This is a genomic window from Moritella sp. Urea-trap-13 (assembly GCF_002836355.1).
GTDB lineage: Bacteria > Pseudomonadota > Gammaproteobacteria > Enterobacterales > Moritellaceae > Moritella.
Window position 1 is genome coordinate 1,168,880 of record NZ_PJCA01000031.1, and the last position, 25,590, is coordinate 1,194,469.

The 25,590-nt window shown below is 40.1% G+C and carries 21 protein-coding genes; 18 read left to right on the forward strand and 3 right to left on the reverse strand.

Features of this window, described 5'->3' with window-relative positions; genetic code table 11:
* The first annotated feature begins 15 nt into the window (after window positions 1–15).
* Together CXF93_RS13240 and CXF93_RS13245 are read left to right on the forward strand one after the other, a co-directional pair.
* The gene (locus CXF93_RS13240; protein ID WP_101062959.1) at window positions 16–1,284 is read left to right on the forward strand and encodes a YeaH/YhbH family protein; all 1,269 of its coding nucleotides are present in this window, start codon (window positions 16–18) and stop codon (window positions 1,282–1,284) included.
* A gap of 10 nt (window positions 1,285–1,294) precedes the next feature.
* Window positions 1,295–2,806, forward strand: coding sequence for a SpoVR family protein (locus tag CXF93_RS13245; protein WP_101062960.1), 1,512 nt, complete (start codon window positions 1,295–1,297; stop codon window positions 2,804–2,806).
* 53 nt (window positions 2,807–2,859) lie between these two features.
* On the opposite strand, the gene fadR is transcribed toward CXF93_RS13245, so the two are convergent.
* Window positions 2,860–3,639: a fatty acid metabolism transcriptional regulator FadR gene (gene fadR, locus CXF93_RS13250; RefSeq protein WP_101062961.1), complete on the reverse strand. Its 780-nt coding sequence runs from the start codon at window positions 3,637–3,639 to the stop codon at window positions 2,860–2,862.
* Window positions 3,640–3,881: 242 nt separating this feature from the next.
* On the opposite strand from fadR, the gene nhaB reads away from it, so the two are divergent.
* The 3 genes from nhaB (at window position 3,882) to CXF93_RS13265 (ending at window position 6,502) form a co-directional block, all read left to right on the forward strand.
* Window positions 3,882–5,468 carry a sodium/proton antiporter NhaB gene (nhaB, locus tag CXF93_RS13255; protein ID WP_101062962.1) on the forward strand — a complete coding sequence of 529 codons (1,587 nt, stop codon included), beginning with the start codon at window positions 3,882–3,884 and terminating at the stop codon, window positions 5,466–5,468.
* A 187-nt stretch (window positions 5,469–5,655) separates the two neighbouring features.
* Window positions 5,656–6,180, forward strand: coding sequence for a disulfide bond formation protein DsbB (dsbB, locus tag CXF93_RS13260; protein ID WP_101062963.1), 525 nt, complete (start codon window positions 5,656–5,658; stop codon window positions 6,178–6,180).
* 13 nt (window positions 6,181–6,193) lie between these two features.
* A complete protein-coding gene (locus CXF93_RS13265) occupies window positions 6,194–6,502 on the forward strand; it encodes a DUF1244 domain-containing protein (protein WP_101062964.1) in 309 nt (102 codons plus the stop codon).
* 101 nt (window positions 6,503–6,603) lie between these two features.
* Here the strand turns inward: CXF93_RS13265 and CXF93_RS13270 are convergent, their stop codons facing one another.
* Together CXF93_RS13270 and CXF93_RS13275 are read right to left on the reverse strand one after the other, a co-directional pair.
* A complete protein-coding gene (locus tag CXF93_RS13270; RefSeq protein WP_101062965.1) occupies window positions 6,604–6,885 on the reverse strand; it encodes a pyrimidine/purine nucleoside phosphorylase in 282 nt (93 codons plus the stop codon).
* A 104-nt stretch (window positions 6,886–6,989) separates the two neighbouring features.
* Entirely contained in the window at window positions 6,990–8,207 is a 1,218-nt protein-coding gene (locus CXF93_RS13275) for a hypothetical protein (RefSeq protein WP_232784204.1), read from the reverse strand.
* A 302-nt stretch (window positions 8,208–8,509) separates the two neighbouring features.
* Here CXF93_RS13275 and CXF93_RS13280 point away from each other — a divergent pair, with 302 nt between their 5' ends.
* The 13 genes from CXF93_RS13280 to CXF93_RS13340 all read left to right on the forward strand — a co-directional run bounded on the left by CXF93_RS13280 (window position 8,510) and on the right by CXF93_RS13340 (window position 25,587).
* Window positions 8,510–9,469, forward strand: coding sequence for a lipid A deacylase LpxR family protein (locus CXF93_RS13280; protein ID WP_101062966.1), 960 nt, complete (start codon window positions 8,510–8,512; stop codon window positions 9,467–9,469).
* A gap of 130 nt (window positions 9,470–9,599) precedes the next feature.
* A complete protein-coding gene (locus tag CXF93_RS13285) occupies window positions 9,600–10,643 on the forward strand; it encodes a Preprotein translocase subunit SecY (RefSeq protein ID WP_101062967.1) in 1,044 nt (347 codons plus the stop codon).
* A 191-nt stretch (window positions 10,644–10,834) separates the two neighbouring features.
* Window positions 10,835–11,539 carry a proteobacterial dedicated sortase system response regulator gene (gene pdsR, locus CXF93_RS13290; protein WP_101062968.1) on the forward strand — a complete coding sequence of 235 codons (705 nt, stop codon included), beginning with the start codon at window positions 10,835–10,837 and terminating at the stop codon, window positions 11,537–11,539.
* Window positions 11,536–13,602: an ATP-binding protein gene (locus tag CXF93_RS13295; protein WP_101062969.1), complete on the forward strand. Its 2,067-nt coding sequence runs from the start codon at window positions 11,536–11,538 to the stop codon at window positions 13,600–13,602. The genes pdsR and CXF93_RS13295 overlap by 4 nt, the downstream gene beginning before the upstream one ends.
* A gap of 30 nt (window positions 13,603–13,632) precedes the next feature.
* Complete coding sequence (locus CXF93_RS13300; RefSeq protein ID WP_101062970.1) at window positions 13,633–14,292, forward strand: DUF2982 domain-containing protein; 660 nt, start codon at window positions 13,633–13,635, stop codon at window positions 14,290–14,292.
* Between the two features lie 105 nt (window positions 14,293–14,397).
* Window positions 14,398–16,440 carry a hypothetical protein gene (locus tag CXF93_RS13305; protein ID WP_101062971.1) on the forward strand — a complete coding sequence of 681 codons (2,043 nt, stop codon included), beginning with the start codon at window positions 14,398–14,400 and terminating at the stop codon, window positions 16,438–16,440.
* 161 nt (window positions 16,441–16,601) lie between these two features.
* Complete coding sequence (locus CXF93_RS13310) at window positions 16,602–17,084, forward strand: hypothetical protein (protein WP_101062972.1); 483 nt, start codon at window positions 16,602–16,604, stop codon at window positions 17,082–17,084.
* A gap of 1 nt (window position 17,085) precedes the next feature.
* Window positions 17,086–17,925: an FTR1 family protein gene (locus CXF93_RS13315; protein WP_101062973.1), complete on the forward strand. Its 840-nt coding sequence runs from the start codon at window positions 17,086–17,088 to the stop codon at window positions 17,923–17,925.
* A gap of 233 nt (window positions 17,926–18,158) precedes the next feature.
* Window positions 18,159–19,601, forward strand: coding sequence for an FAD-dependent oxidoreductase (locus CXF93_RS13320; protein ID WP_101062974.1), 1,443 nt, complete (start codon window positions 18,159–18,161; stop codon window positions 19,599–19,601).
* A gap of 34 nt (window positions 19,602–19,635) precedes the next feature.
* Entirely contained in the window at window positions 19,636–20,229 is a 594-nt protein-coding gene (locus tag CXF93_RS13325; RefSeq protein WP_232784205.1) for a hypothetical protein, read from the forward strand.
* Window positions 20,213–21,655 (forward strand): hypothetical protein, encoded by a 1,443-nt coding sequence (locus CXF93_RS13330; protein ID WP_101062976.1) that lies wholly within the window; start codon window positions 20,213–20,215, stop codon window positions 21,653–21,655. The genes CXF93_RS13325 and CXF93_RS13330 overlap by 17 nt, the downstream gene beginning before the upstream one ends.
* A 99-nt stretch (window positions 21,656–21,754) precedes the next feature.
* A complete protein-coding gene (locus CXF93_RS13335; RefSeq protein WP_232784206.1) occupies window positions 21,755–24,739 on the forward strand; it encodes a multiheme c-type cytochrome in 2,985 nt (994 codons plus the stop codon).
* A 212-nt stretch (window positions 24,740–24,951) separates the two neighbouring features.
* Complete coding sequence (locus tag CXF93_RS13340) at window positions 24,952–25,587, forward strand: EAL and HDOD domain-containing protein (protein WP_101062978.1); 636 nt, start codon at window positions 24,952–24,954, stop codon at window positions 25,585–25,587.
* Window positions 25,588–25,590: the final 3 nt, after the last annotated feature.

Sequence of the window (25,590 nt, forward strand, 5' to 3'; positions counted from 1 at the left end):
GTTAGGGGGTATGAGATGGCACATTTTATTGATCGCAGATTAAACGGTAAGAATAAAAGCACCGTTAATCGACAACGCTTTATGCGTCGTTATAACTCACAAATAAAAAAGGCGGTATCTGATGCTGTAAACAATCGCAGTATCCAGGATATTACATCTGGAGAAAGTGTCAGTATTCCAACTCGTGACATCTCAGAACCTATGTTTCATCAAGGTAAAGGCGGTGAACGCACGATTGTTCACCCAGGTAACGACCAATTTATTACCGGCGATAAAATCAATCGCCCACCAGCCGGAGGTGGTTCAGGCGCAGGTGGTGGAGAAGCCAGTGACAGCGGTGAAGGTAATGATGAATTTAATTTTCAAATATCCAAAGACGAGTATCTTGATCTGTTATTTGAAGATTTAGAGTTACCCAATTTACAAGAAAACCAATTCAACAGTATTGTTGAAATGAAAACCCATCGCGCAGGTTATACCTCAAACGGTAACCCAGGTAACATCGCGATTGTTAAATCATTACAAAATTCACTCGCTAGACGTACTGCATTATCTGGCGGTAAAAAACGCAAAGTAAAAGCATTACAACTGCAAGTTGACGAGTTAACACAACGCGGCGAAATTGAAGGCCAATTTGTCGACGAACTTAAAAAAGAAATAGCTGAATTAAAAGAACGAATTAGTAAAGTGCCGTTCATCGATACCTTTGATTTACGCTATAACAATTTTGAGCAATACGCAGTGCCCAATAGCCAAGCGGTGATGTTTTGTCTGATGGATGTATCCGGTTCAATGGATCAACCAACTAAAGACATGGCGAAACGCTTCTACATTTTACTCTATTTGTTCTTAACCCGTACTTATAAAAAAATTGAAGTGGTTTACATACGTCACCATACACAAGCAAAAGAAGTTGATGAGCATGAGTTTTTTTATTCACAAGAGACAGGTGGTACGATCGTATCGTCAGCTTTAAAGCTCATGGATAAAATTGTCACAGATAAGTTCCCAGCAAGTGAATGGAACATCTATGCAGCGCAAGCTTCTGATGGTGATAATTGGGCTGACGACTCACCGCTATGCCGCAAGATTTTAGTGGATAAAATCATGCCGAAAGTACGCTATTTCAGCTATATAGAAATAACCAATCGAGCGCATCAAACATTATGGCGTGAATATGAAAAAGTAGCAGAAGAGTACTCTCAATTCGCCTTACAACACATTCGTCAGCTCGAAGATATTTATCCTGTATTCCGTGAACTATTCAAGAAACAGGCCGCTTAGGGGAATCTATATGTTAAAAGATGAAGTAAAGCAACTCAGCGATGGTCCTGATTGGAACTTCCCATTACTTGAAGAATATCATGTCGAAATAAAACGTATTGCCGAACACTACCGACTTGATACTTACCCCAATCAAATAGAAGTGATCACCGCAGAGCAAATGATGGATGCTTACTCTTCAGTAGGGATGCCGATTGGCTATAACCACTGGAGCTTTGGTAAGAAGTTCATTCAAACCGAGCAAAGCTACAAACGAGGTCAAATGGGACTGGCGTATGAAATTGTCATTAATTCCAGTCCTTGTATCGCCTACTTAATGGAAGAAAACACCATACCGATGCAAGCGTTAGTGGTCGCGCATGCGTGTTATGGCCATAATTCTTTTTTTAAAGGCAATTATCTCTTCAAGTCATGGACAGACGCAGAATCAATCATAGATTACTTGTTATTCTCCAAGAACTATATCGCAGAATGTGAACAAAAGTACGGGATTGATGCAGTCGAAAATATTGTCGATTCATGCCATGCGTTAATGAGTTATGGTGTCGACCGTTATAAACGTCCAAGTGAGCCATCATTAAGTGAAGAAAAACGTCGACAACAAGAACGTACTGATTATTTACAAACTCAAGTAAATGAACTGTGGCGCACCCTACCCCGAAATAATGAAAAAGTAGAACCTGTTGAACCTAACTTTCCAGTAGAACCACAAGAAAACATATTGTATTTCGTAGAGAAAAACGCACCGTTATTGCAGTCTTGGCAGCGTGAAATCATCCGAATCGTCCGCAAGATAAGTCAATATTTTTATCCACAAAAACAAACTCAAGTAATGAATGAAGGCTGGGCAACATTTTGGCATTATACCATTACTAACCACCTGTATGACGAAGGCTTAGTATCCGATAAATTTATGTTAGAGATATTGCATAATCATACCAATGTTATTGCACAGCCGGCGTATAACAGCCCTTACTACTCAGGAATGAATCCATATGCACTTGGGTTTGCGATGTTTATCGATATTCGCCGCATCTGTGAACACCCGACAGCAGAAGATAAAGCCTGGTTCCCTGATATTGCCGGTAGTGACTGGTTAGACACATTGCATTTTGCCATGCAAAACTTTAAAGATGAGAGTTTTATTAGCCAATATTTATCACCAAAAGTAATGCGTGATATGCACTTGTTTTCGATCGAAGATAATGACAGTAGTAAATATATTGAAGTATCAGCAATTCATAATGAAGAAGGCTATCAACAATTGCGTGATAAGTTATCCGCCCAATATAATTTAAGTAACAATGAACCTAACATTCAGGTGTTTAATGTTGATAGGAAGGGTGACCGTTCTTTAACACTACGTTATGTGCCGCATCAAGATATACCGCTGGAGAGTAAATCAGCGCAAGAAGTAATGAAACATCTACATCGCTTATGGGGCTTTGATGTTAAGTTAGAGCAAGTCCAAGCAAACGGTAATATTGAATTGCTCTGTCAGAGCATAACGCCTACGGCTTAACGAGAAAAACCAGTCAATGACTGGTTTTTTTATATAAAATAATTGCGTAAATATTATTTAATGCGTTGTTCAAAAGCGACGCAAATATCATCCCATGTTTCATCACGGTATTGCTGCCAAAGTAGGCCTGAATTCATACCGTAATTACGAATAACATTTAAACTTTCATCAGCTTGATTATTCTGCGCGATCTCTTTCAGTTCGCTATAGAAATTTTTAGCCAGTGCACGGGCTTCAGGATAATCAAAATATATTTTACCTAGAATACGGTACATATTATCAAAGCCATTCAAGATCAACGCATATACTAAATTACCCGATAAAAAGGCTAATTTATGTAGCATACTATAATCATATGCAGTATACGCATCCTTATCATCTGCAAGCAGTTCTGCTTCATTAAGAATCTCGACGACACGTTCAGGGTCACGTTTGATCGCAGCACGAATAAAAATAACACTAATATTTGTGCGGGCTGATAATAGGTCACTAATCAGCTCTGGTAAACGTTCAGGATCTAATCGAACTAAATCTTCGAGAATTGAAAGACTCGATGTTTCCCAAAAATTATTCACTTGAGTCGGCTTTCCGTGACGAATAGTGAGCCAACCATCACGTGCTAAACGTTGGAGTACTTCACGTAGCGTCGTTCGGGTAACACCAATAAGCTCAGAAAGTTCTCTTTCTGCAGGAAGAATTGAACCTGGAGGAAAACGGTTTTTCCAAATTGATTCGATGAGGTATTCTTCAGCAAAGCCAGCTGGGCTTTTAGCTTTAATAATACCGTCATTCTGACGCTTTTTACTTGTTGTTTTACTATTAGCAATATCCATTTAACTTCTCATTTGGAAATATAACAGGTTGTATCTTTTTGAATGTTAGCATTCACAGGCTCGTCCGACCAGATTTAAATTAGATCCTATCATTAGAATAATTATTCTCCGACTTAAATATTAAAATATCTTTATTCGCAATAACAATAATCTGTATCAATAAAAATGATGGCGTACGTCACAAAAAATGCTTAGAATGTCGCAGTTTTATCATTCTTTAAACCAAATATTGGACACCTCTAATGGACATTAGTCTTACCACGGCTGCAAAGCTAAACTTCTTAGGTAACTCACCTCAGTGGTACAAAATTGCAATCATTGCCTTTCTTATTATAAACCCGATTATCTTTGCCATTGACCCATTTATTGCGGGTTGGTTATTAGTTACCGAGTTTATTTTCACTTTAGCAATGGCGCTTAAATGCTACCCTCTTCAACCTGGTGGTTTACTTGCAATTGAAGCCGTTGCGATTGGTATGACGTCCGCAGATCAAGTACAGCATGAGCTAGTCAGTAATATCGAAGTATTATTACTATTAATATTCATGGTTGCCGGTATCTACTTCATGAAGTCATTATTGCTTTATGTTTTCACGAAATTGTTGATTAACATTAAATCTAAAGCATTGCTGGCTTTGTCTTTCTCTGTAGTATCTGCATTCCTATCAGCATTCTTAGACGCGCTCACGGTGATTGCCGTAGTAATTAGTGTTGCGATTGGTTTCTATAGTATCTACCACAAAGTAGCCTCGGGTCGTGACTTTAAACATGACCATGATCATACTGATGATGCGACGGTTAGTGAATTGAAGCGTCAAGATCTTGATGATTACCGTGCGTTCTTACGTAGCCTTATGATGCATGCAGGTGTAGGTACTGCGTTAGGTGGCGTATGTACTATGGTCGGTGAACCACAAAATTTAATCATTGCAGAACAAGCAGGTTGGCAATTTGTTGAGTTTGCATTACGCATGTCGCCAATTACAGTACCGGTATTTTTCTTTGGTCTGCTTACCTGTTTCCTTGTTGAGAAATTTAAAGTATTTGGTTACGGTGCTGAGTTACCACCTGCTGTACGTACCATTCTAGTTGATTTTGATAAGCATGAAGATGCAAACCGCAGCCAACGTGAACGTGTAAAGCTTTATACGCAAGCAGCAATTGGTGTTTGGTTAATCATTGGTCTAGCGATGCACTTAGCTGCTGTTGGTCTAATCGGTTTATCTGTGATCATTCTGGCAACGGCATTTAACGGTATTACTGAAGAACATGCGTTAGGTAAAGCATTTGAAGAAGCGCTACCTTTCACTGCATTACTTGCGGTATTCTTCACTATTGTTGCGGTGATCATTGATCAACAATTATTCATTCCACTGATTAATGCAGTACTTGCTGCAGACCCACATCAGCAGTTACCGCTATTTTACTTAGCAAATGGTATCTTATCGATGGTCAGTGACAATGTATTCGTTGGCACAGTTTATATTACCGAAGTAAAAGCGGCATTGGGCAATGGCACTATCACACGAGATCAGTTCGACTTACTTGCTGTAGCAATTAACACAGGTACTAACTTACCTTCTGTTGCAACACCAAACGGACAAGCGGCATTCCTATTCTTATTAACATCAGCAGTCGCGCCACTGTTACGCTTATCATATGGCCGTATGGTTATCATGGCATTACCGTATACGATTGTGATGACTTTAGTTGGTCTTGGTTCACTGATGTACTTCTTGGAGCCTGCGACAACGATGATGCTGGATATGGGTTTAATTAGTGCGCACGTCGATAGTGCTGCAGAAGTTGTTAAATCTGTAGTTCACTAACTAGACTTAATAAGATAGTTAATAATTTAGTTAAAAAACGTCGCTATATGCGGCGTTTTTTTATGCTTGATATAGCTTAATTCTGACATAAGTTTTATTCTTACATAGCTTTACACTCGTGCGACAATATCAAAACTAACAATATGATATAACAGCAAGCAATCATTAAATTCACTTGAGATAATATATGTACCAGTTTATTTCTAACCTTCCGAAACAACGCCTGCCTTGGGTTTTACTCGCGCTTACTGGCATGGGATTAGAGGCATCAGCGCTTTTCTTCCAGTATGTTATGGAACTCAGTCCTTGCGTATTATGTGTTTATGAACGCGTAGCCATGATGGGTATTATTTTGGCAGGTTTAGTTGGTGCTATTGCGCCTGCTAATCCATTTATACGTTTCAGTGGTTTTGCATTATGGTTTGTCAGTGCAATCTACAGTTTAAGCATTTCCATGGAACACGTGGATATTCAGCTTAATCCATCACCGTTTTCGACATGTGACTTCTTCCCTAATTTCCCAAGCTGGGCACCATTACATGAATGGGCTCCGTGGTTGTTTAACCCAACTGGATTTTGTGATGAAATTAGCTGGCAGTTCTTGTCATACACAATGCCACAATGGTTAATTGTAACCTCAGCAATTTACTTAGCTGTTGCAGTTGTTGTATTTAGTTGCCATATTGTTGGTCTAATTAAGCCAGCCAAATAACAAGGGAATCGTAATGAGTAAATCTGAATTAACCCAAGCTCAACAAGATCAACTGGACGCTAAAGTATTACAACGTTTATTAGCGCATTTAGACGATAACAAACAAGTTCAAAATATTGATTTAATGATCCTTGCTGATTTTTGCCGTAATTGCTTAGGTAAATGGTATAAATCTGCAGCTGATGAGCTGGAGTTGGATGTCTCTGACGATCAAGCAAGAGAACGTATCTACGGTATGACTTATGCGGAATGGAAAGCAAACCATCAGCTACCAGCAACTGAAGAACAGCTTGCAGCGTTTAATGCTAAACCAAAAAAGTAATCTAGTAACGATGAATTAATAGTTAACTGGTGAGACTAAAAAGGGCGAGTAAACTTCACGTTTACTTGCCCTTTTCTATACTAGTTCATTAATCGACGTGATTAACCATATTGGCAAAGATACGCCGTTTCTTGCACGACTTTAACTTGAAACTTACTGTCGCCGGGCACATTAAATTGCTCGCCAGCATTGAATGTCTGCCAGTCAGATTGTCCAGGCAACAATACTGTTAACGCACCAGTGATCACTATCATCACTTCTGCTAATGCCGTACCGAATTCATATTCGCCAACAGCCATCACACCAACACTTGCTTCTTTATCCGCTTCTTTAAAACCAATCGAAGCAACTTGCCCATCAAAATACTGATTTATCTTAAACATCTAAAATCCTTTTATACGATTAACTAATCTCTTAGTCATCAGAATAACTGAAAAAATGTTTGATTAACAGTGTCTCTAAAGCAAAGATAAAGAGTGCAACACCATTAAAAATTATAATAACCGCTAAGCTGGATCATATTGTCATCATTAAAGGTTTTATTTGCATAATCGTCACCGCTAATATTAAACCACCAACCTTCTAGCCCTACAGAAAGTGCTTTGGTAACATTTACCTTTGCTTGAACAAAACCATGCTGAGAGCCAAAATCAAAATCATAGTTATGACCGATAAGTATTTCGCTATCATTTATACCACTCAAAGTGACTCTGACACCCGCAAATATGTCATTTTGAAAACTATTATCAAATGCTTCTTCGCCATGTTGATCCCAGCTATATTCAGCTAATAAATTAACGCCGACATTTTGATTTTGCATTAGCTTAAACTCAGAGCCTAACACCATAGCGCGCGTTGATTTATCGTCAATTATCTTATAAAGCACTTCTGCTTTTAATTCGATTCGTCCCAAATCTGCATTAATGTCTGCCGATATTTGATCAACTAAATTGACATACCAAACTGGCTCACCAACAGATTGGCTAAGCAATTCAGGCGTACGAGTATGTCCGCCAAAATAACTCACACCAACATCAATATTTTTGATACTTTTACTATAACGTAGTGCAACATCTGGATGGTACTCTTCTCCCCAACCTTCATATTCATAGCTATAATCATTATCAAAACTGAAACGAGCGCCAGATGTGGGCATAGCAGCCTCACGATAGCCAATCAATAACATCGCTTCAAGTAGCGCACCATTTAAATTAATACCTAACCTAAACATGGGTTGGCCCAGTTTATCTTCTCCGTTAGGTGATTCGTTATAATCTGTTTGATTAACAATATCGACTAAATGGTGATTCTCCATTACTCCCCAGTGAACTTGATCGAAACCGATAGACGCTTGCCATTTTTTAGTCACTACTGCCGCTTTAAATTCTCTCAAATCAATATGCGTACGCTCATCATCACGTTCATCAATACGAATAAATGGATGCACTGTATATACCATGTTATTTCGTTCTGAAGTGGCCTCGACATGCGGAGATAATGCTATGGATACTTGGTGATATACCGGATAGGGGTAACTACTATCCACTGGATTCACCGGCTGTTCGGGTCGGTCTAGGAATATGCGTTGCTCCAAGCTTGCACTTCCCTTTACTTTTATTTCAGCGTTAACACTTGTGATAACGCTCGATGTTATAAAGCCTAAGGTAATTAACCCACAGCGTTTTATTAGTGATTTCAATTCCATTCCCCATCAAAGTAACCAGTAACTAGGGCGAAGTAATAAACAACGATCCTTGTTGTCTCATTTATACAAATAGTGATTAGCTCTCAGTATGTCTTTGTATACTGGTACGAAGCAATTTTTTTAGCTAAAACCATGCTTAGCTATATCGCAACACTAATACTGCGTAGCTATTAATCATGAATTGAAAACAAACTTAAGCATTAAATAGAGCTTTAACATAATTTGTTGGTATAATTTATGCTTAACGTTATTTGTTAATACACAAGACAAATAACGACGGAATAATGACACAAGGAAAATTCATGCGTTTTAAATTATGCAGCATTATATTATTAACTTTAAGCCCTCTTAGTCAGAGCTTTGCCAGCGGCTGGTTGTTTGGCATGCATAATGACGTGATCTCGAATGAAGATGGCAATTATACCAATGCTGTGTTTATTAATTACACCTCAGAAGAGCCGGCTTTCAATAACCAATTTTGGCAAGCATTAACGGCTTTTGATCCGAATGCCCTTAAATATGCTGTGAATTATCAGTTCGGTCAGCAAATGTGGACCCCCAGTGATATATCACAAACAACGCCCCAACCTAACGAACGCCCCTACGCTGGTTTGTTATTTGGCGAAGCCAGCGTATTAGGTTATAGCACAGTGAGTTCTTATCGCTTGTCGTTGTTATTCGGTGCGGTTGGTGAGCAATCAAGAGCCGGTGATACTCAGAAATATATTCATGAATTAATCGATGCCACAACACCACAGGGCTGGGACAATCAAGTTGAAGATGAGCTTGTTTACCAAGTCACTGCCGAGGCAGATCAACTGGTTGGTCGTCCCCTCATGCTTATTGGTGAATCGGATTTGTCAGTTTATCAACGTCTTGCAGTGGGTAATTATCAAAGTGAAGCAGCGTTTGGTAGTACTGTACGCTGGGGCGTTGACTTAGGCGCTAACTATAACAACCTCAGTCTGCACCCTCACCGCTTACAAGGCATGTTGTTAGCACCAAATAGCTCCGGCATAATGGTTTATGCGACAGCAGAAGTACGCTATCGTTTTAATGATATAACTATCGAAGGTGATACACCTGATATCGTACCTGAGGTAACGTTAAACAACTTACAAGGCACGCTTGCTGCAGGTTTGCTCGCTTACTATCATAATGTGGGCATTAAATTCAGTGTCGTGGCGATGAGCCCTGACTTCGAAGAAGACGCACATGAAGAATATATCGTCGGTAGTCTGGGGTTATTCTGGCAGTTTTAACCAAACTTTATTCTACAATGTATGAATTATGCACATTTATAAAAATACTAGAAAGTAGATATATGTTACTAATTTACCGTGTTAACATGCTTGCAAATTAATCACTTTTCTGCCTTAAAGATATATTTACATGCATGATTCTTCATTAACATATACTCGCCGTCCTAAAGGCACCCTTGCAATGTGTAGCTTGTACGCTTTTACTGGCGCAGCCATTGCTGCATCGGTAATATTTTCGCTACTACTGTTTTTATCTATCCACGATAAACTGCTCATGCAAATTTTATTTGGTAGTTTAGCGGTTATCTTCGAATTAGGTAAATTCTTTGCTTGGTATGAATTTGGTGAACGAATTGCCCGTAAAGCATTTCACGCCGCAATCATTGCCCTTGGGTTCTATTGTATTCTCGCCATTATTTCAATTGGCGGTAGTATCGGTGGTATCAACAGCGCAACAAATGTCGCCCAACAATATGTTGATAAGCGTGAGAGTAAAGTAAATGCTGTAAATCAGCAAATTCTCGCTATCGATGCTGAGATTGCGCTAAATAATAAAGCTGCAGATAAATACCTCGAATTAAAAATGATTTCGCTTGGGGTAACGCGCATCCAGAAAGAAAACCAAGTACTACGTGAAAAACAAACACAGCTTAGAATTGATCGTGATAGTGTGCCTGTCGCTGAAAATGGCTCGGTTATTAGTTTGATTGCAAGTCTTGCTAAAATCCTTAATACCACGACCGAAAATGCGCAATCTTGGTTAGTGATCTTCTTATCTGTTTTACTGGATATTTTTGCTGCATTCTTTGTGGGTTTAATTGGTGAAGAACTTCGTTTCCGTCATTCAATCGTCCGTAAGAAAAATCAAGAAAAAGCCGATAAAGCGGAGCGTTTACACTTGTTAGCAACGCAAAACTATATTGAAATTGAAGCTCCAGCACAAATTGAAGACCAGCCCCTGCTGATAGAAAAACAAATGTCAGTAAGTTCTCTCGCGGTCTTAAAAGCAGCACAAGAGCAAGACTTAAGATGCTCTAAAAAGCACATTGCTGAAATATTAAAACTCAGTGTTGAAGACATAGAACGTGCCTTTGAAGAATTCTTATCATTCGGTGTAGTAGAAAGAAAACGCAATAACCATTTACGCTGGATAAGACAGGCTGATGTAGCTTAACTCTCTATCATCTTCGATAACGCTCTATTTTTTGATATACTTTAGCTAATTCAACACAAAACGTTAATTATTATTGTGTTGAATTAGCCTATCCCGCTATAAATCTCGCCTTCGCTGTATTAATATTTTTATCCTTGCTACCATAGCCTACAAGTCACACTTCCCCATTCTTGATTTATGAGTCAGCCCGAATGATTAAACAACAATTACATATTGCCCTCGTTGAAGATGAAGTAAATATCGCAGAGAATTATCGGGATGCATTACAACGGATCGGCTATCGGGTTTCAATCTTTCATAATCGCCTAGATGCACTCACCGCTTTTGCTTTAGTATTGCCTGATATGGCGATCATTGATGTCGGTTTACAAGATGAATATGAGGGTGGTTTTGAACTATGTCGTACATTACGCCAACTTTCAGAAACCCTACCGATTATATTTTTAACCGCGAGAAACAGTGAACTTGACGAAATTTCGGCGTTACGGCTTGGCGCAGATGATTACTTAACCAAAGACGTGAGTATTCATCAAGTTTTAGCCCGGGTTGCAGCGTTGTTCCGTCGTATTCAAGCATTAAAAAAACCACTCTCTAGCGACGAGCAAGTGCTTAACCGAGGTTCATTACGGATCAATGTTGAGCGTATTGAAACATACTGGCAGGATCAGACTGTTATGCTCACCTTAACCGAATTTTGGATTGTGCATACCCTTGCTAAATACCCTGGTCAGGTTAAAAATAGAGACCAACTCATGGATGCCGCACACGTAGTGTTAGATAACAACACCATAACCACCCACATCAAGCGTATCCGCAAAAAGTTTAGCTATATCGATGCCGAATTCAATGCCATCAAAACTGCTTATGGCATGGGTTATCGCTGGGTTATTGAGTGAGATTTCATTTTAACTTAAAAACGCAATTACTCTTTGTCGCCAGCTTAATGTTATTACTGCCTTGGGCTGGTTGTCAGAGTGTCAGTATTTTAGAAACAAGTTTACGCCAAAGTCACAGTCAGTTACTCGACGTGCAAATGACAGCGGCAACACAGCAACTTCAACGCCAACTAAATCAATCCCAACATGCCAATTTTAATACCAACCAAGGTAACTATTACGCCGCCCTCACGGACAGTAAAATGCTATTGGACGGATTTGATGGTGAAGAAAGTGATTGGGATAATATAACCACCCCTTGGTTTCAGCTTAATACCTATGATTACGTGGCCGAGTTATCCGCAGAAACAAAGCCAACTACCACGGTTAAATTTAAGTTAGCTGCAAATGATAAATTACTCTATATCTTTATTCAGACCTCTGCACTCACACCGCATTATTATAATCCAACGCAACCACGACGACCTACAGATCAGCTTAATATCCGCAGTATCAATAAAACCGGACTTGTTTCACATTGGCAAATTAACCCACAAGGCTCTGGTCGTGTCGAAATGGACAATACTAGCCAAACAATGACAACTAGCCGAGATGCGGGCTCATGGATATGGCGCGATGGTCATTACACAATAGAAATTGCACTACCCATTGATTTAGCCAGTAATGCAATTGGCTTTGATCTCATTCTTAATGACCAACAAATAAATCAACACTTTAAATCTAAACCGACCATGACTTACGAGCGCAGTTTAGTACGTGAAGAATTGGATTTAAACCAGCAGCTCGCTAACTACCAACAACCCGGCCTGAGTTTGTATTTACTCAATAGCCAGTATTGGTTGGTTGGGCAACTACATGCAGATCAAATGACAAATGACTCAGATAGTGAAAGTGATATTAATAGCGATCAAGTAGATCCATCTTGGTTCAGCAATGCTATCTACAACAAGTTGTTTACCTCCGACTCATTACCTTATTGGCGGGAACCGACAAGCTTAGGTCGCTGGGTATCACCGCAACAGCTAGGACAAACAACTTGGTACCAAGACTCCCCAATTAATAAGCAGCTACACAGTAAAACGATGCTCGTTAATGGCCAAGCATTCTATTTTATTGCCGTACAAGATTCTCGACAAAGCTTACTGTCAGCAAGCGAAGCGTTAAACCAGTTATTGATATTACTTTTTACTATCATCGCAATCATCGTCTTAGCATTGTTTGCTTTTGCATCACTACTATCATGGCGCATTGTGAAAATGAAACAAAACTACCGTGATGCAATTGATAGTGACGGTAAGATAATGGCAGTACCAGAGGCCAGCAAACTGCCCGATGAGCTAGGTGACTTATCTCGTGTAATGCAACAACTTACAGTCAACCAAGGTAAGTACACTGACTATCTTGCTTCACTGGCAGATAAACTGTCCCATGAATTGAAAACCCCCGTGGCCGTTATACGTACATCGCTGGAAAATCTTGAGCTATCCAACTTAGATCCAGAAGCAACAAAATACCTCACTCGTGCCATGCAAGGTACTAACCGCCTAAGCCAAACATTGAATGCCCTCAGTGAAGCGAACAAATTAGAACAAAGTTTTGAATATGCACAGTGGCAAGTCGTGCCGTTTGACGATATGTTAGAAGAGCTAACCGATGCTTACCGACAAATTTATAGCCGCCATCAGTTTCAATTAGAATATGACCAACAGGATGATTACACTATCAATTTAGCGCCTGAGCTCATCGTCCAATTACTCGACAAGCTGATTAGTAATGCCGTTGATTATGCGCCTGTTGAGGCACCTATTTGCTTTAAGCTCAGTCACCAAAGTCAGTATTTGCGATTAAAAATCGAAAACCAAGGTCCACACTTTAGCAGTGATAATATCCCGCAACTGTTTGACTCTATGGTTTCGAATCGAAAGCAATCTGATACCCCGCATCTCGGTTTAGGGTTACATATTGTTAAATTAATCAGCGATTTTCATCATGCTAAAATCAGCGCAGAAAACTTACCTGGTGAAAAAGGCGTTATATTTGAGCTATTATTACCTATAGAATAGATAATATAGATAACCGATGCAGAGGTATGCATGCTAATACGACCAATCGCAAAACGTAATGGCGTGACGTTTACCATCGTTGCCAGCTTATTTATCTTTAGCAGCGTTATAGCCCTACTTTCAAGCTCGAACAATAACAGCATCTACTTTCCGCTATTCGCTGGCTCGTTGATTATAGGTATAGTGCTATTAATTGTCGGCATCGTCAAAATTAATGACGTGGATTATCGCTTCTCATTAACTAACGAGGGGATCCATTATTTCACTTCTCGAGGCGGCTTTACTATTCTCTGGCAAGACATACAACGGATTGATATACCAAAAATAAATGATGGCTTAGAACTAAAAGACTTACCTTACATCGGTATTCGGCTCAACCAACGAGAACACCTTATTAACAGCGCTTCATTAGCCACTCTATCGCACATGTTACTAGAACAGCGTGCGCTTATCATGCTCACAGATCCCAACTCCACGCTGTATGGCAATGCTGACAATATGCTGTATCCAAACGTAAAAGTGACGCATAAATACCAAGGGTTGCAAGCGATGTTTATCAATCGAATGCACTACCTTCACGATACCCTAGGTTATGATATTTACTTTCCTGAGGATGATCTTGACCGCTCCCCTGCTGAGTTTATCGCGCTGCTGCGTAAATTTAAAACACATTGCCCTAGATCAGTGTAAATGGTAATTATTATCAATTAGACTTGCATTAACTATTTTTATATGGATAATACGAACTATTCTCATTAAGACATAGTCTATTATAAAAAATAAAAAGGATTTGTTGTGAAAAAGTCTGCCCTTTGCTTTGCCATCTCTTCAGCTTTACTTTCTGCTTCATTTGTATCACACGCCGCAAATGTACACGTACTTGATAAAACGCTTTCTCCAGCTGCAAACTTTCTTGCATACACAGAATTTGAATTGTCAGGCGAACCTCTTGCTGAATCTCTAGGTTTAGACCTTGATATTTTAGATCCTAACCAAGTAGATCAACCGACTGCATTCGATTATGCAGCAGGTATTGAAAGTTACGAGTACTCAGAAGAAGCCATGTATGCGTTAAACTACCAGTCTACTATGGGCCCTCATCTAGTAAACGGTCCAGTTAACCAAGCACGCGGCGGTTCTCTTGCTGACTTAGGTAAACGTTTTATTTCTCTTGCGGCTTCAGTTGGCTTCCCAAGTGAAGAGATCCCATTAAACATGTACCCTATCTCTGTACCATACGTATCAGGCAGCCCTGAATTTGTCGGTAAAGTAGATACAACTAAAGTGAATGGCGAAGAGTTAGAGGTATTATCTGCAACAGGTAAAGCAGCAGTTCACAACACCGTAATTCCAGCTTACTTCCGTGACTACAAAACATTAGCATGGGACAGCGCAAGCTTTGATAAAACCTTAAACCCAGGCGCGATCGGCAGCATCTTCCTTAAAGAAGTAATGTGGTCACAAGATTTCCTCGGTGGCATGCACGTAACGACAACAGATGAAGAAGTTGAAGCAACATCAAGCACAATGGATCAAGATGGCGTACATAGTCTTGGTGTATCAGCAGCCGATGGTTTCAACGGTATGATCTTAACTGAAATGTCGCTAGACAAATTACTTATCCTACAACAGCAACTTGGCTTTGATGGTAACAAGCTAGGCGTTAAATTTGGTCCTGATTATGATGCATCGAAAAACCCTATCTGGTTTGCACATAAAGTAGCGGTTAAAGAAACACAGAAAAACAACGTCAATCACATCGGTGAATTATCAGTGACAGATGGTTCTTCATCATTACGTGATACCTGGATGCTATTATGGCCTGTAAGTGAGTTCTATGCATTTACTGACCAACGCACAGCAAATACTGCACAGAACCCAGCATTCAAAGCTGTGTTTGATGGCAAACCATTTGCTGCAGCACCAAAACAAAACATTGATAACAAAACTAGCAATAATGTAATCGCTGACGATGCATTCTCTGTTGCCAGCAACGTTGCTAACCTTTCGTTCCAAAACTTAGCAAACCTACATTTCAACAAAAAAGCAGGTACATTTGTTACTAAATACGATGGCAAGCAAAATGCACAAGTTGAGACATTTGACGCGGCATACAGCATAGTTGCACTGTCTATTTACCAACGTTCACAAGATGCACTACCTGTAGGTTATGCAGCAGCAGACGGCGGTGATGTTGATTTAGCGACACCTCAAGGTAAACAAGCGCTTGGTTTAATCAAAGCACAAGCAGATTACATCGTTAACACGTTAGTAGCGAAAAACGGTCTCGTATATGACGGCGCGACGCTTAGTTCATCTGTGAATAAAACAACTAAATCTATAGATGAAAATCAATCACTTGACGCGCAATTCTCGGCAATCCGTGGCTTAGTTGCTGCTTACCTTGCAACACAAGATGATAGCTACAAGCAAGCTGCACGTTCAATCTTCCTCGCGGTAGAGAAAAACATGTTTGATGCCGAGCTAGGCACTTGGGCACAAACGCCAGGTAAAGCAACAATCCACACACCTTTAACTGCAGCGGCTATCTCAGGTGGTTTACGTGAAACAATGCTTCACCTTGCTAACGAAGAAGGCGAACACGTTCCAGCACTAGAACTACAACACTTAACAGAGCGCTACACGGCTTGGTTCAAGAAAGTAGTTAATGGTGGCCAACAGTTATCAGAATGGGTTGGTGATTCAGGTGAAAACTTACTCAAAGACAGCAATACTACCGATTCAGATAATGATGGTGTGAAACAAGTAACAGCGGCTGGCGGTAAATTTGGTACAGCACAAACTATGGCAGCAAAAGTGTCGGTTAGTGCAAACTAGTCTCACCCTTTTGGCAACAGATAGCCATCTCGCAGCACGCTTAATTAACCTGTATTGATTAATGAACATGTTGCGAAATTAAAATAAAGTTGCAAAAAGGGATGAGATTTTACTCAGCCCTTTTTGCGTTTTCATTACGTCGATATGAATAAGGTTTTATCATGTCAGTTCAAATAGCGACTTCAACCAGTGATAATGTTTGGTCACGTTTACAAGATCATTTTAAACGTTTAGCTTTTCATCATAAAAAGGCCGAAGCAATATTATATTTAATGTTCTTATCGGGACTTTTACTGTGGCCATTCATCACCATCCCATGGCAAGTAGAACGCACTATATTGCTCATGCATATGCTTGCAGGTATAAGTATCTTTCCTGCTTTTGTTGGTAGTTTTTGGCTGTCTCACCGTAACCTTATTCAAAACAGTAACAAGAAATTCTTGCGTCAAACCGGCAACGTTATTGAGTACTTACTTGTAACTTGTACTCTTACTGGTGTTTACCTTACTTTTTGGGGTAATACCGGTAATGACTTCAGTATCTTAATGCAAGATATCCATTTTTACAGCTCATGGTTACTCACCCCACTTGTTCTTCGCCACGCATGGCGCTGGACTGTCATTAAATTCTTTAGGAAGTCATAATATGTTTGCCAGTTTTTTAATTACCTTTCGTGAAGGACTTGAAGCCTTCCTACTCGTTGGCATCATTCTGTCTTACCTCGCCAAGCTTGGTGAATCAAAGCACAACAAACTTATTTATCTGGGTGTTGTTCTCGGTTTGATTGCATCATTAATTGTTGCCTTTATTTTCCAATTTGTTGTCGACCAATTTGATTCCCATGAATACCGTAATTTATTAATGGCTGGTATTTTAAGCTTTGCGACTGTCGTCCTTACCTACATGGCGATTTGGATGCAGCGTCAAGCCAAGAGCCAAGTAGCAAATATGCAGAACAACATCCGTGAAATATTAACCACGGGTAATGTATTTGGTTTAATATTTTTAGCTTTCCTTGCAGTTATGCGCGAAGGCTTTGAAACCGTGTTATTTTTCTCGGCGTTAATGTATTCAGGCAAAGGCGACTTCTCACTGCAAGACGGCTTAATTGGCGCGGGCGCCGGTCTTGTTGCATCACTGGTATTAGTTATCGTGCTAATGCGTGGTACCCGTAAAGTACCAATCCAAGCATTCTTCAAATGGACCAGCTTGTTGATCATTATCATTGCCGCTGGGTTATTATCTTCAGCAACCAACATGTTACAGAGTGCCGACGTATTACCAGTGTTCCAAACAGCTGTTTTTGATATTAGTCATATCCTTGATGACCAAGGTGTATTTGGCACTTTCTTACGGGCATTATTTGGTTATAATTCATCACCAAATCTATTACCACTGCTTATTTGGGGTGTTTATTTAGCTGTATTTAGCGTGTTCTGGCATCGTGGTTATCAACTCCCAACCAAAACATCAGCGAATGCATAGCAGTACATAGAAGCCAGCGAGAAATATATCGAGTAAATAGCATAAACGAAGACAACTGTTGCAGGCATGGATGCCAGCGCAAGCCACCATGGATGGGTTTACAGCGAGTTGGCGTGTTTATACTATTCACTCAACAGAGAGTTACCGACTAAAAAACAGCCTACTAAGTAACACGAAATACTTAGTCAAACTTTCTATTAAAAAATAAAACTAATTTTAAAACTGAGTAAATAATGTCGAAACAAATTGTAATTTTAGGTGCAGGTCCCGCGGGACTGATGGCCGCATGGGAATTTAATCAAGCGGGCTATGACGTCACTATCTTAGAGCGAGAAACATTTGTCGGTGGCATGTGCGCAACCCAAACATTCCAAGGGGAAAAAGGCGAATATCGTTTCGATTATGGTGGTCATCGCTTTATTACTAAAAACCCGAAACTATTACAGTTTATCGATGAATTAATGACAGATGATCTACTTTATGCCGAGCGTACTAGTGTGATCCGTTTTAAAGGCCGAACTTATAACTACCCATTAGCGATTGGTAATCTACTGCGTAATGCGCCAATCAGTTTATTAGCAGGTGCTGCGGTAGATTTAGTGTTTAAATTACCGTTCCAGAAGCGCCCAAGCGAACAAAGCACCAGTAACTTTGCCGAGTGGATTGAAACGCGCTTTGGCACCACTTTATACAAGAATTTCTTCGAAGGTTACACTGGTAAGCTATGGGGTATCGACCCACGTCAACTATCTGCAGACTGGGCATCTCAGCGCATTAGCTTGTTAGATTTAAAAGATGTAGCACGACGATTAATTCCCACTCGCGGGGCGACTCCTCGTACCTATGCTAAGAAATACCGTTACCCTAAGCTCGGCTTTGGTCAAATGTATACCAAGCTTGCTGAAAAGCTAGAACAGCAAGGTGTAACGATAGTGCAAGGCGCCAACATCACAGCTTTGCAGCAAAGCGACAATAGCATTGATGCAGTGACTTATGAGCTTAACGGTGAAACGCAGACCATTAATTGTGATCACGTGGTCGGCACAATCCCGTTACCTGTGGTGTGCACATTAACAGGCTTCGACTCAGGTTTAACCTATCGTTCATTACGCTTTTTCAACATGCCAATGGCAACAGAAAACGTCTCACAAAACACCTGGCAATACCTGTCTGATCCAGAGTTAATCGGCACCCGTTTGCAAGAACCTCGTCGTCGTTCACCTTTCATGGCACCAAAAGGGCAAACATCAGTAATGATTGAGATCCCATGTGACAAAGGTGATGATGTTTGGAATATGGACAACAACAAGTTGTTAAAACGGATAAAAGAAGATTTAGATCACCTCGATGTTCCCGATGTCAGTACTGGTGAATTCTTTACCACTTACACTGAGTACGCTTATCCGATGATGGACGTGAGTTATAACGCCAAACGTGAACGTGCAATCACTCATCTTAGCCAATTTGACAACTTGGTCATGACTGGTCGCCAAGGTACTTTCCGTTATATCTTTACTGATACCGCAATGGAAATGGGCTTAATGGCTGCTGAAGGTATTATTAAAGGTGAGGATAATCGCCGTCAAATCTTTGATCACCGCAATGAAAAAACAGTCATTGAAGTGCAAAGCATTATGGATGATAAAAAAATGCCAGAGGGTCACAATGTCACTTAACACGATTAATACAATGTTTCTCAAGACAAGCATAGTGAACACAAAAATAGTGAAATCATTTATCTTAAGCTTCTTTGTTTTGTTATTTAGTGCGCAAAGTTTTGCTTATTCTTATGCTGCGGCAGGTAAAGAGCCGTTAATTGAAGGACGTGAAGCATTATTACAAGCACTATCGGCAAATGATTATACTGCGGTAAATACAGCGTATAACTCAATGCGGGCTGAATTTGTTTATTTCAATGAACATCATGGCATGAACGTCGATAAGAAAATGGAAATAGCCATCTCCGAACAAGATCAACAAGGTATAGTCACAGCATTAATCATGACGATGAAAGCCGAAGTAATGCGCCGCCTTGAAGGCGCGGAGCAAAACATTAACGATTATCAAGTCGCTAAAGTGTTAGTGGTAAAAAGTAAGTTATTTATTGATTTACTGGCTGCTGATTTAACGGCTGATAATCGCCAGAAAGCAGATATAGCGATTCGCGGCGCGCTCGCATCAATCGGTAATCCAGGGGTATTTGGTGTTGGTCAAAAGCCTGCCGATTTGACCAGTTTCATTGAATTTCGCACTGCCTTACAAAACGCATTAGCATTTACATTACCAGATGCACCAACTAAATAAACCTTGGCGCGCTGATTTAATTATCGGTATTAGCTTAATAGTCTGCATTGCAGGCTATTTTGGTTTACTCAATTATTACAGCTTTGATATTAGCAGTGATGACGCACTCTATTTTCAGCGTGCATTGAGTCACTTCTCAGTACTGGAGTTCAGTCCTCACTTTCCTGGTTATCCTGGGTTTGTTTGGTTAGAGCGCCTTATTCACTCCGTCAGTCAGCACCCTAACAGCAATGTAGTCGTCAGTTTCCTTTCTGCAATAGCGCTTACCTTCAGTGTTTTTATTTATTGCTATCAACGCATAAAAACCAAACTCTGGGCATTGTTCGCAGTGTTACTGTTTTTGCTGCAAGGTAATATCGCTGAATTAGCTTTTAACGGCTTATCTGATGCTTCAGCGCTGTGGTTTTTCAGCTTATATTTACTCTTCACGCGCTTTACTCCGACATTAACCGCAACAAATAGCGGTACGACTATGACAAGTACTATAACAGGCACTACTGTCGCAATAATAAGCGGCTTATTATTGGCGCTATGTTTAGCAACACGACCCTCTTATTTACCTTTAGCCGCCAGCGCGATGCTGTTAACACTATTTTACCCAAGTAAGTACCAATCAAACTATAAGCAACTCGGTTGGCAGATTATCAGTATTACCTTTATTGGACTCATTTGCGCACTCTATGTGTTTATGCAAGACGGCTGGGCTTATCTGGAAGAAGGTCAACGCTTTACCCAAGGCCATTTCGCAATTTGGGGCAACACGGCAAATACCACTGATTCATTACTTAGCCAATGGCTGACAGCATTAATTAATACTTACTCCGCTTTCGGACTGGGATTATTAACCTTGATCCTCGCCATTGGTTTATATGTCACAAGAACCCGTGGACTTAGTATTCTCGCCTGCTGCTGGTTAGCTTGGATAATTCGCGGACAAAACCCTGAAAACATCCGTCATTTAGCCGTGTTCAGCTTATTGCTGCCAATTATCAGCGCGCAACTACTAGAACATTTTGATCATACTCAGCGCCTTCGCCCTGGCCTTACTATATTCAGTACAATGTTATTAATCACCTTAGGCAGCCACAGTCTCAAGCAATTTACCGCACAAGAAAATGCACCGGTATTACAGGCGAGTCAGTTCTTAAATACCATGAACAAGCAACAGCTAATCATCAGTAATTACAATATCGATAATCTGCGTCACAACCTACCTCAGCATGTAGTATTAGATCGGCATTATCAAAACAGCAGTAATTACCAAACTCAACAGCAAGGCTACTGGCGACTAAGCAGTAATCAACTGGATAATGAAGATTTGGTAGCACAATTTAAAGGTCGTTTTCTGGGTGAACGCAGTTTATACCTCTATTATTTTGATCCTTATCATTTAACTCCTTATTATTTAGATATCCAATCATTGTAAGGATATTGCACTATCTCACCAAAACTATATAATGATAACCATTCTTAATCGCAATACCATTCACCTTTATCAAGATACTGTAAATCTATGAATATAAATATGTTGCCTAAATTAATATTTACTTTGTTGTTGCTAATAAGCCACTCGCTTTACGCCAATACTGCTTATGCAAGTAGTGTTTATGCAAATACTGCTGATATTAAAAGTAGCTATGCCAATACCAAAAGTAACAGCTTATTACTCTCAACTGATAAAACTCAGTTTATTAGTGCAAATATGGATGCAGGCAGCGTCAGTATTGTTAACGCAGAAAGTGGAGAATTATTGCAAGAACAAGCGTTAGGTAAAGACCTGCGCCGTCTTGCATTAGATCCAATTAATAACCAACTTCTCGTCAGTGATTATCTTGCCAATCAACTCTATCTTATTGATGCAAAGAGCCTAGCGTTAATCAAAACAATTAAAACGGGCGATCGCCCTTTTGGTATTGTCTACGATGAATATAATAAACAATATTACGTCACGCTATTTGAAGCAAAACAACTAATCACAGTGTCAACTGATGGTGATATTACTGCGACCATTTCAACAGCTGATACCCCCCGAGGCCTTGCTCTCGCTGGTGATGGACGTTTATTTGTCACCCACAGCATGACAGGCCAGATATCGATTTATAATACCCGTTCTACGAACCTGCAATTAAACACGCTACAATTAAAAAAAGTCATTCAACTTGTCGATACGCCAGAACATGCATCGCGCGCGGTACCACAAGGTAAACCACGGGTACTCGATAACATAGCGATATCACCAGATGGCACGCAAGCTTGGTTACCCCATGTATTGTGGTCGTTTTCACAAAATTTTCAGTTTCAATCGACCGTCTTTCCAACCATTTCGTTACTTGACCTTACACCGGGCAAAGAAAAGGAAATGGTTGATAAACGTAAGCAATTATTCAAACAAATAAACATTATCGAGAACAACAATACCACCCGTATTGTCTCAAATCCGCATGATGTGTCATTTCGTGAAGACGGTAAAAAAGTCTTTATCAGTTTATCCGGCTCTGAAGACTTGCTGGTATTCGATTTATCTCGCCAAGCTAAAATTGGTAAGAAATCTAAACGTCATCGCCGTACCAAATTACAAGGCGGTGTCAAAGCCACGCAAATATATCGCCATATCCCAGGTTCAAACCCACGCAGCTTGATGAGCAAAGGCAATACCTTGTATGTACAAAATGCCATGTCTCACGATCTAGTGAGCTTTGATATTAGTGGCCAAGGTCCATTTGCTAAAGTGAAACTCGCCAATGCGCAATTTGCCAAACTCATTAATCGAGATCCAATCGCACCAGAGTTACGCTTGGGTAAAACGCTGTTTAATCTCGCTAACAGTGAAAAATTCGAAAACACCGCAATGGCTGGTGATTTCTGGATGAGCTGCAACTCTTGTCACCTTGATGGCTTTAACTTCACCAACAAATACCTATTAGCTGACGGCACTAAAAACGTCAAAGAAAATGCCATGACAGGTCACGTTGGGTTAGCCAGCATGATTGCCGGAGATCCGATCGAAGCTTATATAGATATGATCCAAAAGACCCAAGGCGGCATGGGCACAGATCCTAAAAGACCAGAATTACCAAAAGTTGATCCAAAGTCACCCTCAGTAGAGATCGTACGTTTGATGTCAGCATTAAATATGTACGTCACCACCAAAGAGAATTTACCTTACTTATCGACGTGGTTGCGTTTTGATGACGAGCGTAAATTCACTCATAAGTCCGAATGGCTAAACTCAGCAAGTTGTGAATCATGCCATAGCACCCTTTATAAGCAGTGGTCCGACTCGAACCATGGTATGCACATGGATAGCCCTTACTATCGCTTTCAAGAAAACCTAGCGGCAGAATCAGAAGGCGAACCATTTAGAAATTTATGTCGTGGTTGCCATGCTCCGCAAACGATACTGAATAATAATACAGCGCCCTTAACTCACCTCAACAGTATGTACGAGAAAGAAGGCCAAAGCTTACGTGATGCATTAAAACAAGGACTGCCTGTCGATGAAACAGGTACAAGCTGTGTGTTCTGTCACCGTATAACCAAAGCTGAAGATGCAGGTGGTAATACCGATCTTACCGTGAACCTAAAAGACCGGGCTGAATACCTGTTCGAATTCTCTAGCAACCCAGCATTAAAATTGATTGCTGAAGCGCAAATAAATGCCTCACCACAGCAGCATAAAGATAGCTATTCAAACCCTGAACTGTATAAGAGTTCCCTATATTGTGCGACCTGTCATAATGAGTTCACCCCAGGTCAAGGTGCTAATGTAAATAACAACTATGGCGAATGGCAAGCATCTAAATTTAATGCGCCTGACAACCCAGAACAAAATAAAACCTGTATCGACTGTCACATGCGTTTAGACATGACTGATTTCGATAAAAAAGTACCGGGACAAGCTACAGATAATGGGCCGATTAAACCAAACCTCATCGCCCATAATTTTATCGGTGGTAATTATTACTTCTCTGATATGCGCTCAAAAGAACACGGTAAACTCAGTCGTGATATTTTACGCAACGCCCTGCTTCTAGACGTAATTACTAGCCCTGATGGCCGTAATATAGACGTTAAAGTAACCAACCATAATACCGGTCATAAAATGCCAGGTGGCGCACGCCGTCAAGTATGGGTTGATTTAGTCGTCACCGATAGCAAAGGTGTTAAGCAATTAGTCAGTGGTCAACTCAATGATGGTTACTTACCCAAAGATAGTCGTGTCTTTGCTAAGAAAAGTGGTTATATGCACGGTGAACCGGTTGGGCTTAAGTTCTGGCGTGTGGAGAAAATCCTGTCAGATACCCGTATATCACCTGATGAAACACGAATTGAGACGTTTGAGTTACCTGAGGGGCTAAACTACCCAATCACAGTGGTCGCTAAAATTAACTACCGCTCGTTCTCGAAACCGCTAACGAGTAAGGTGCAAGCCGCGTTCCCTGAACAGGACATTCCTTTTGCAGATGTTATTGAATTAAACAAGGTAACAAAAGTGTTCCAGCAGCAATAGCCAATGCACTTTTAACATATCAGAATTTTTTAGCATTATAGGCATATTTTACATGCCGTAATAGATGATAACGCTATTACGGCATTCACAGCTTAAGTACCACGTTAATCCTCACCAAAAGTAATGGCAAGTTACTTATATTAATTAAATAATTCGCCTTTTCGCTAATTCGGCATAAGCTTATAGATAACGTTATTAATAAAGCACCCTTTATGCATGCATATATCGCTAAACAACCGATTTTAAACAGCGCTCGTCAAGTTGTAGCCTATGAACTTTTATATCGTGATAGTTTAGAGAATACTTTCCCAATGATTAATGCTGAGATCGCCACCGAACGATTGGTTGAGGAACATTTATTAAACTCTAACATCAACAAACTCGTTGATAATAAACCCTATTTCATCAATTTCACCGAAAAGTGCATACTCGCAGGCTTACCACAAAAACTAATAAACAAGCCCGTCGTCATTGAAGTGTTGGAGGATGTTCCACCAACGAAAGCTATATTTAATGCGTTAACAAGATTGAAAAACATGGGATTTATCATCGCGTTGGATGATTTTATTTATTCTGAAGACTGGCTGCCATTTTTTGGTATTATCGATATTATCAAATTTGACATTACCCTCACCTCTTTTAAAGAAATAAAAGCACTAAAACCACTATTAGAGCAACATCAGGTTAGTATATTGGTCGAAAAAATAGAAACTGAGGGGCAATTTAAACAAGCTAAAAACCTGCAAAGTAAATACTTCCAAGGTTATTTATTCTCTGAGCCAGAGATAGTATTGAATGAAATTAATAACTCGGATACACAAGCAACACAGATGACAAGCGCAACATAATAC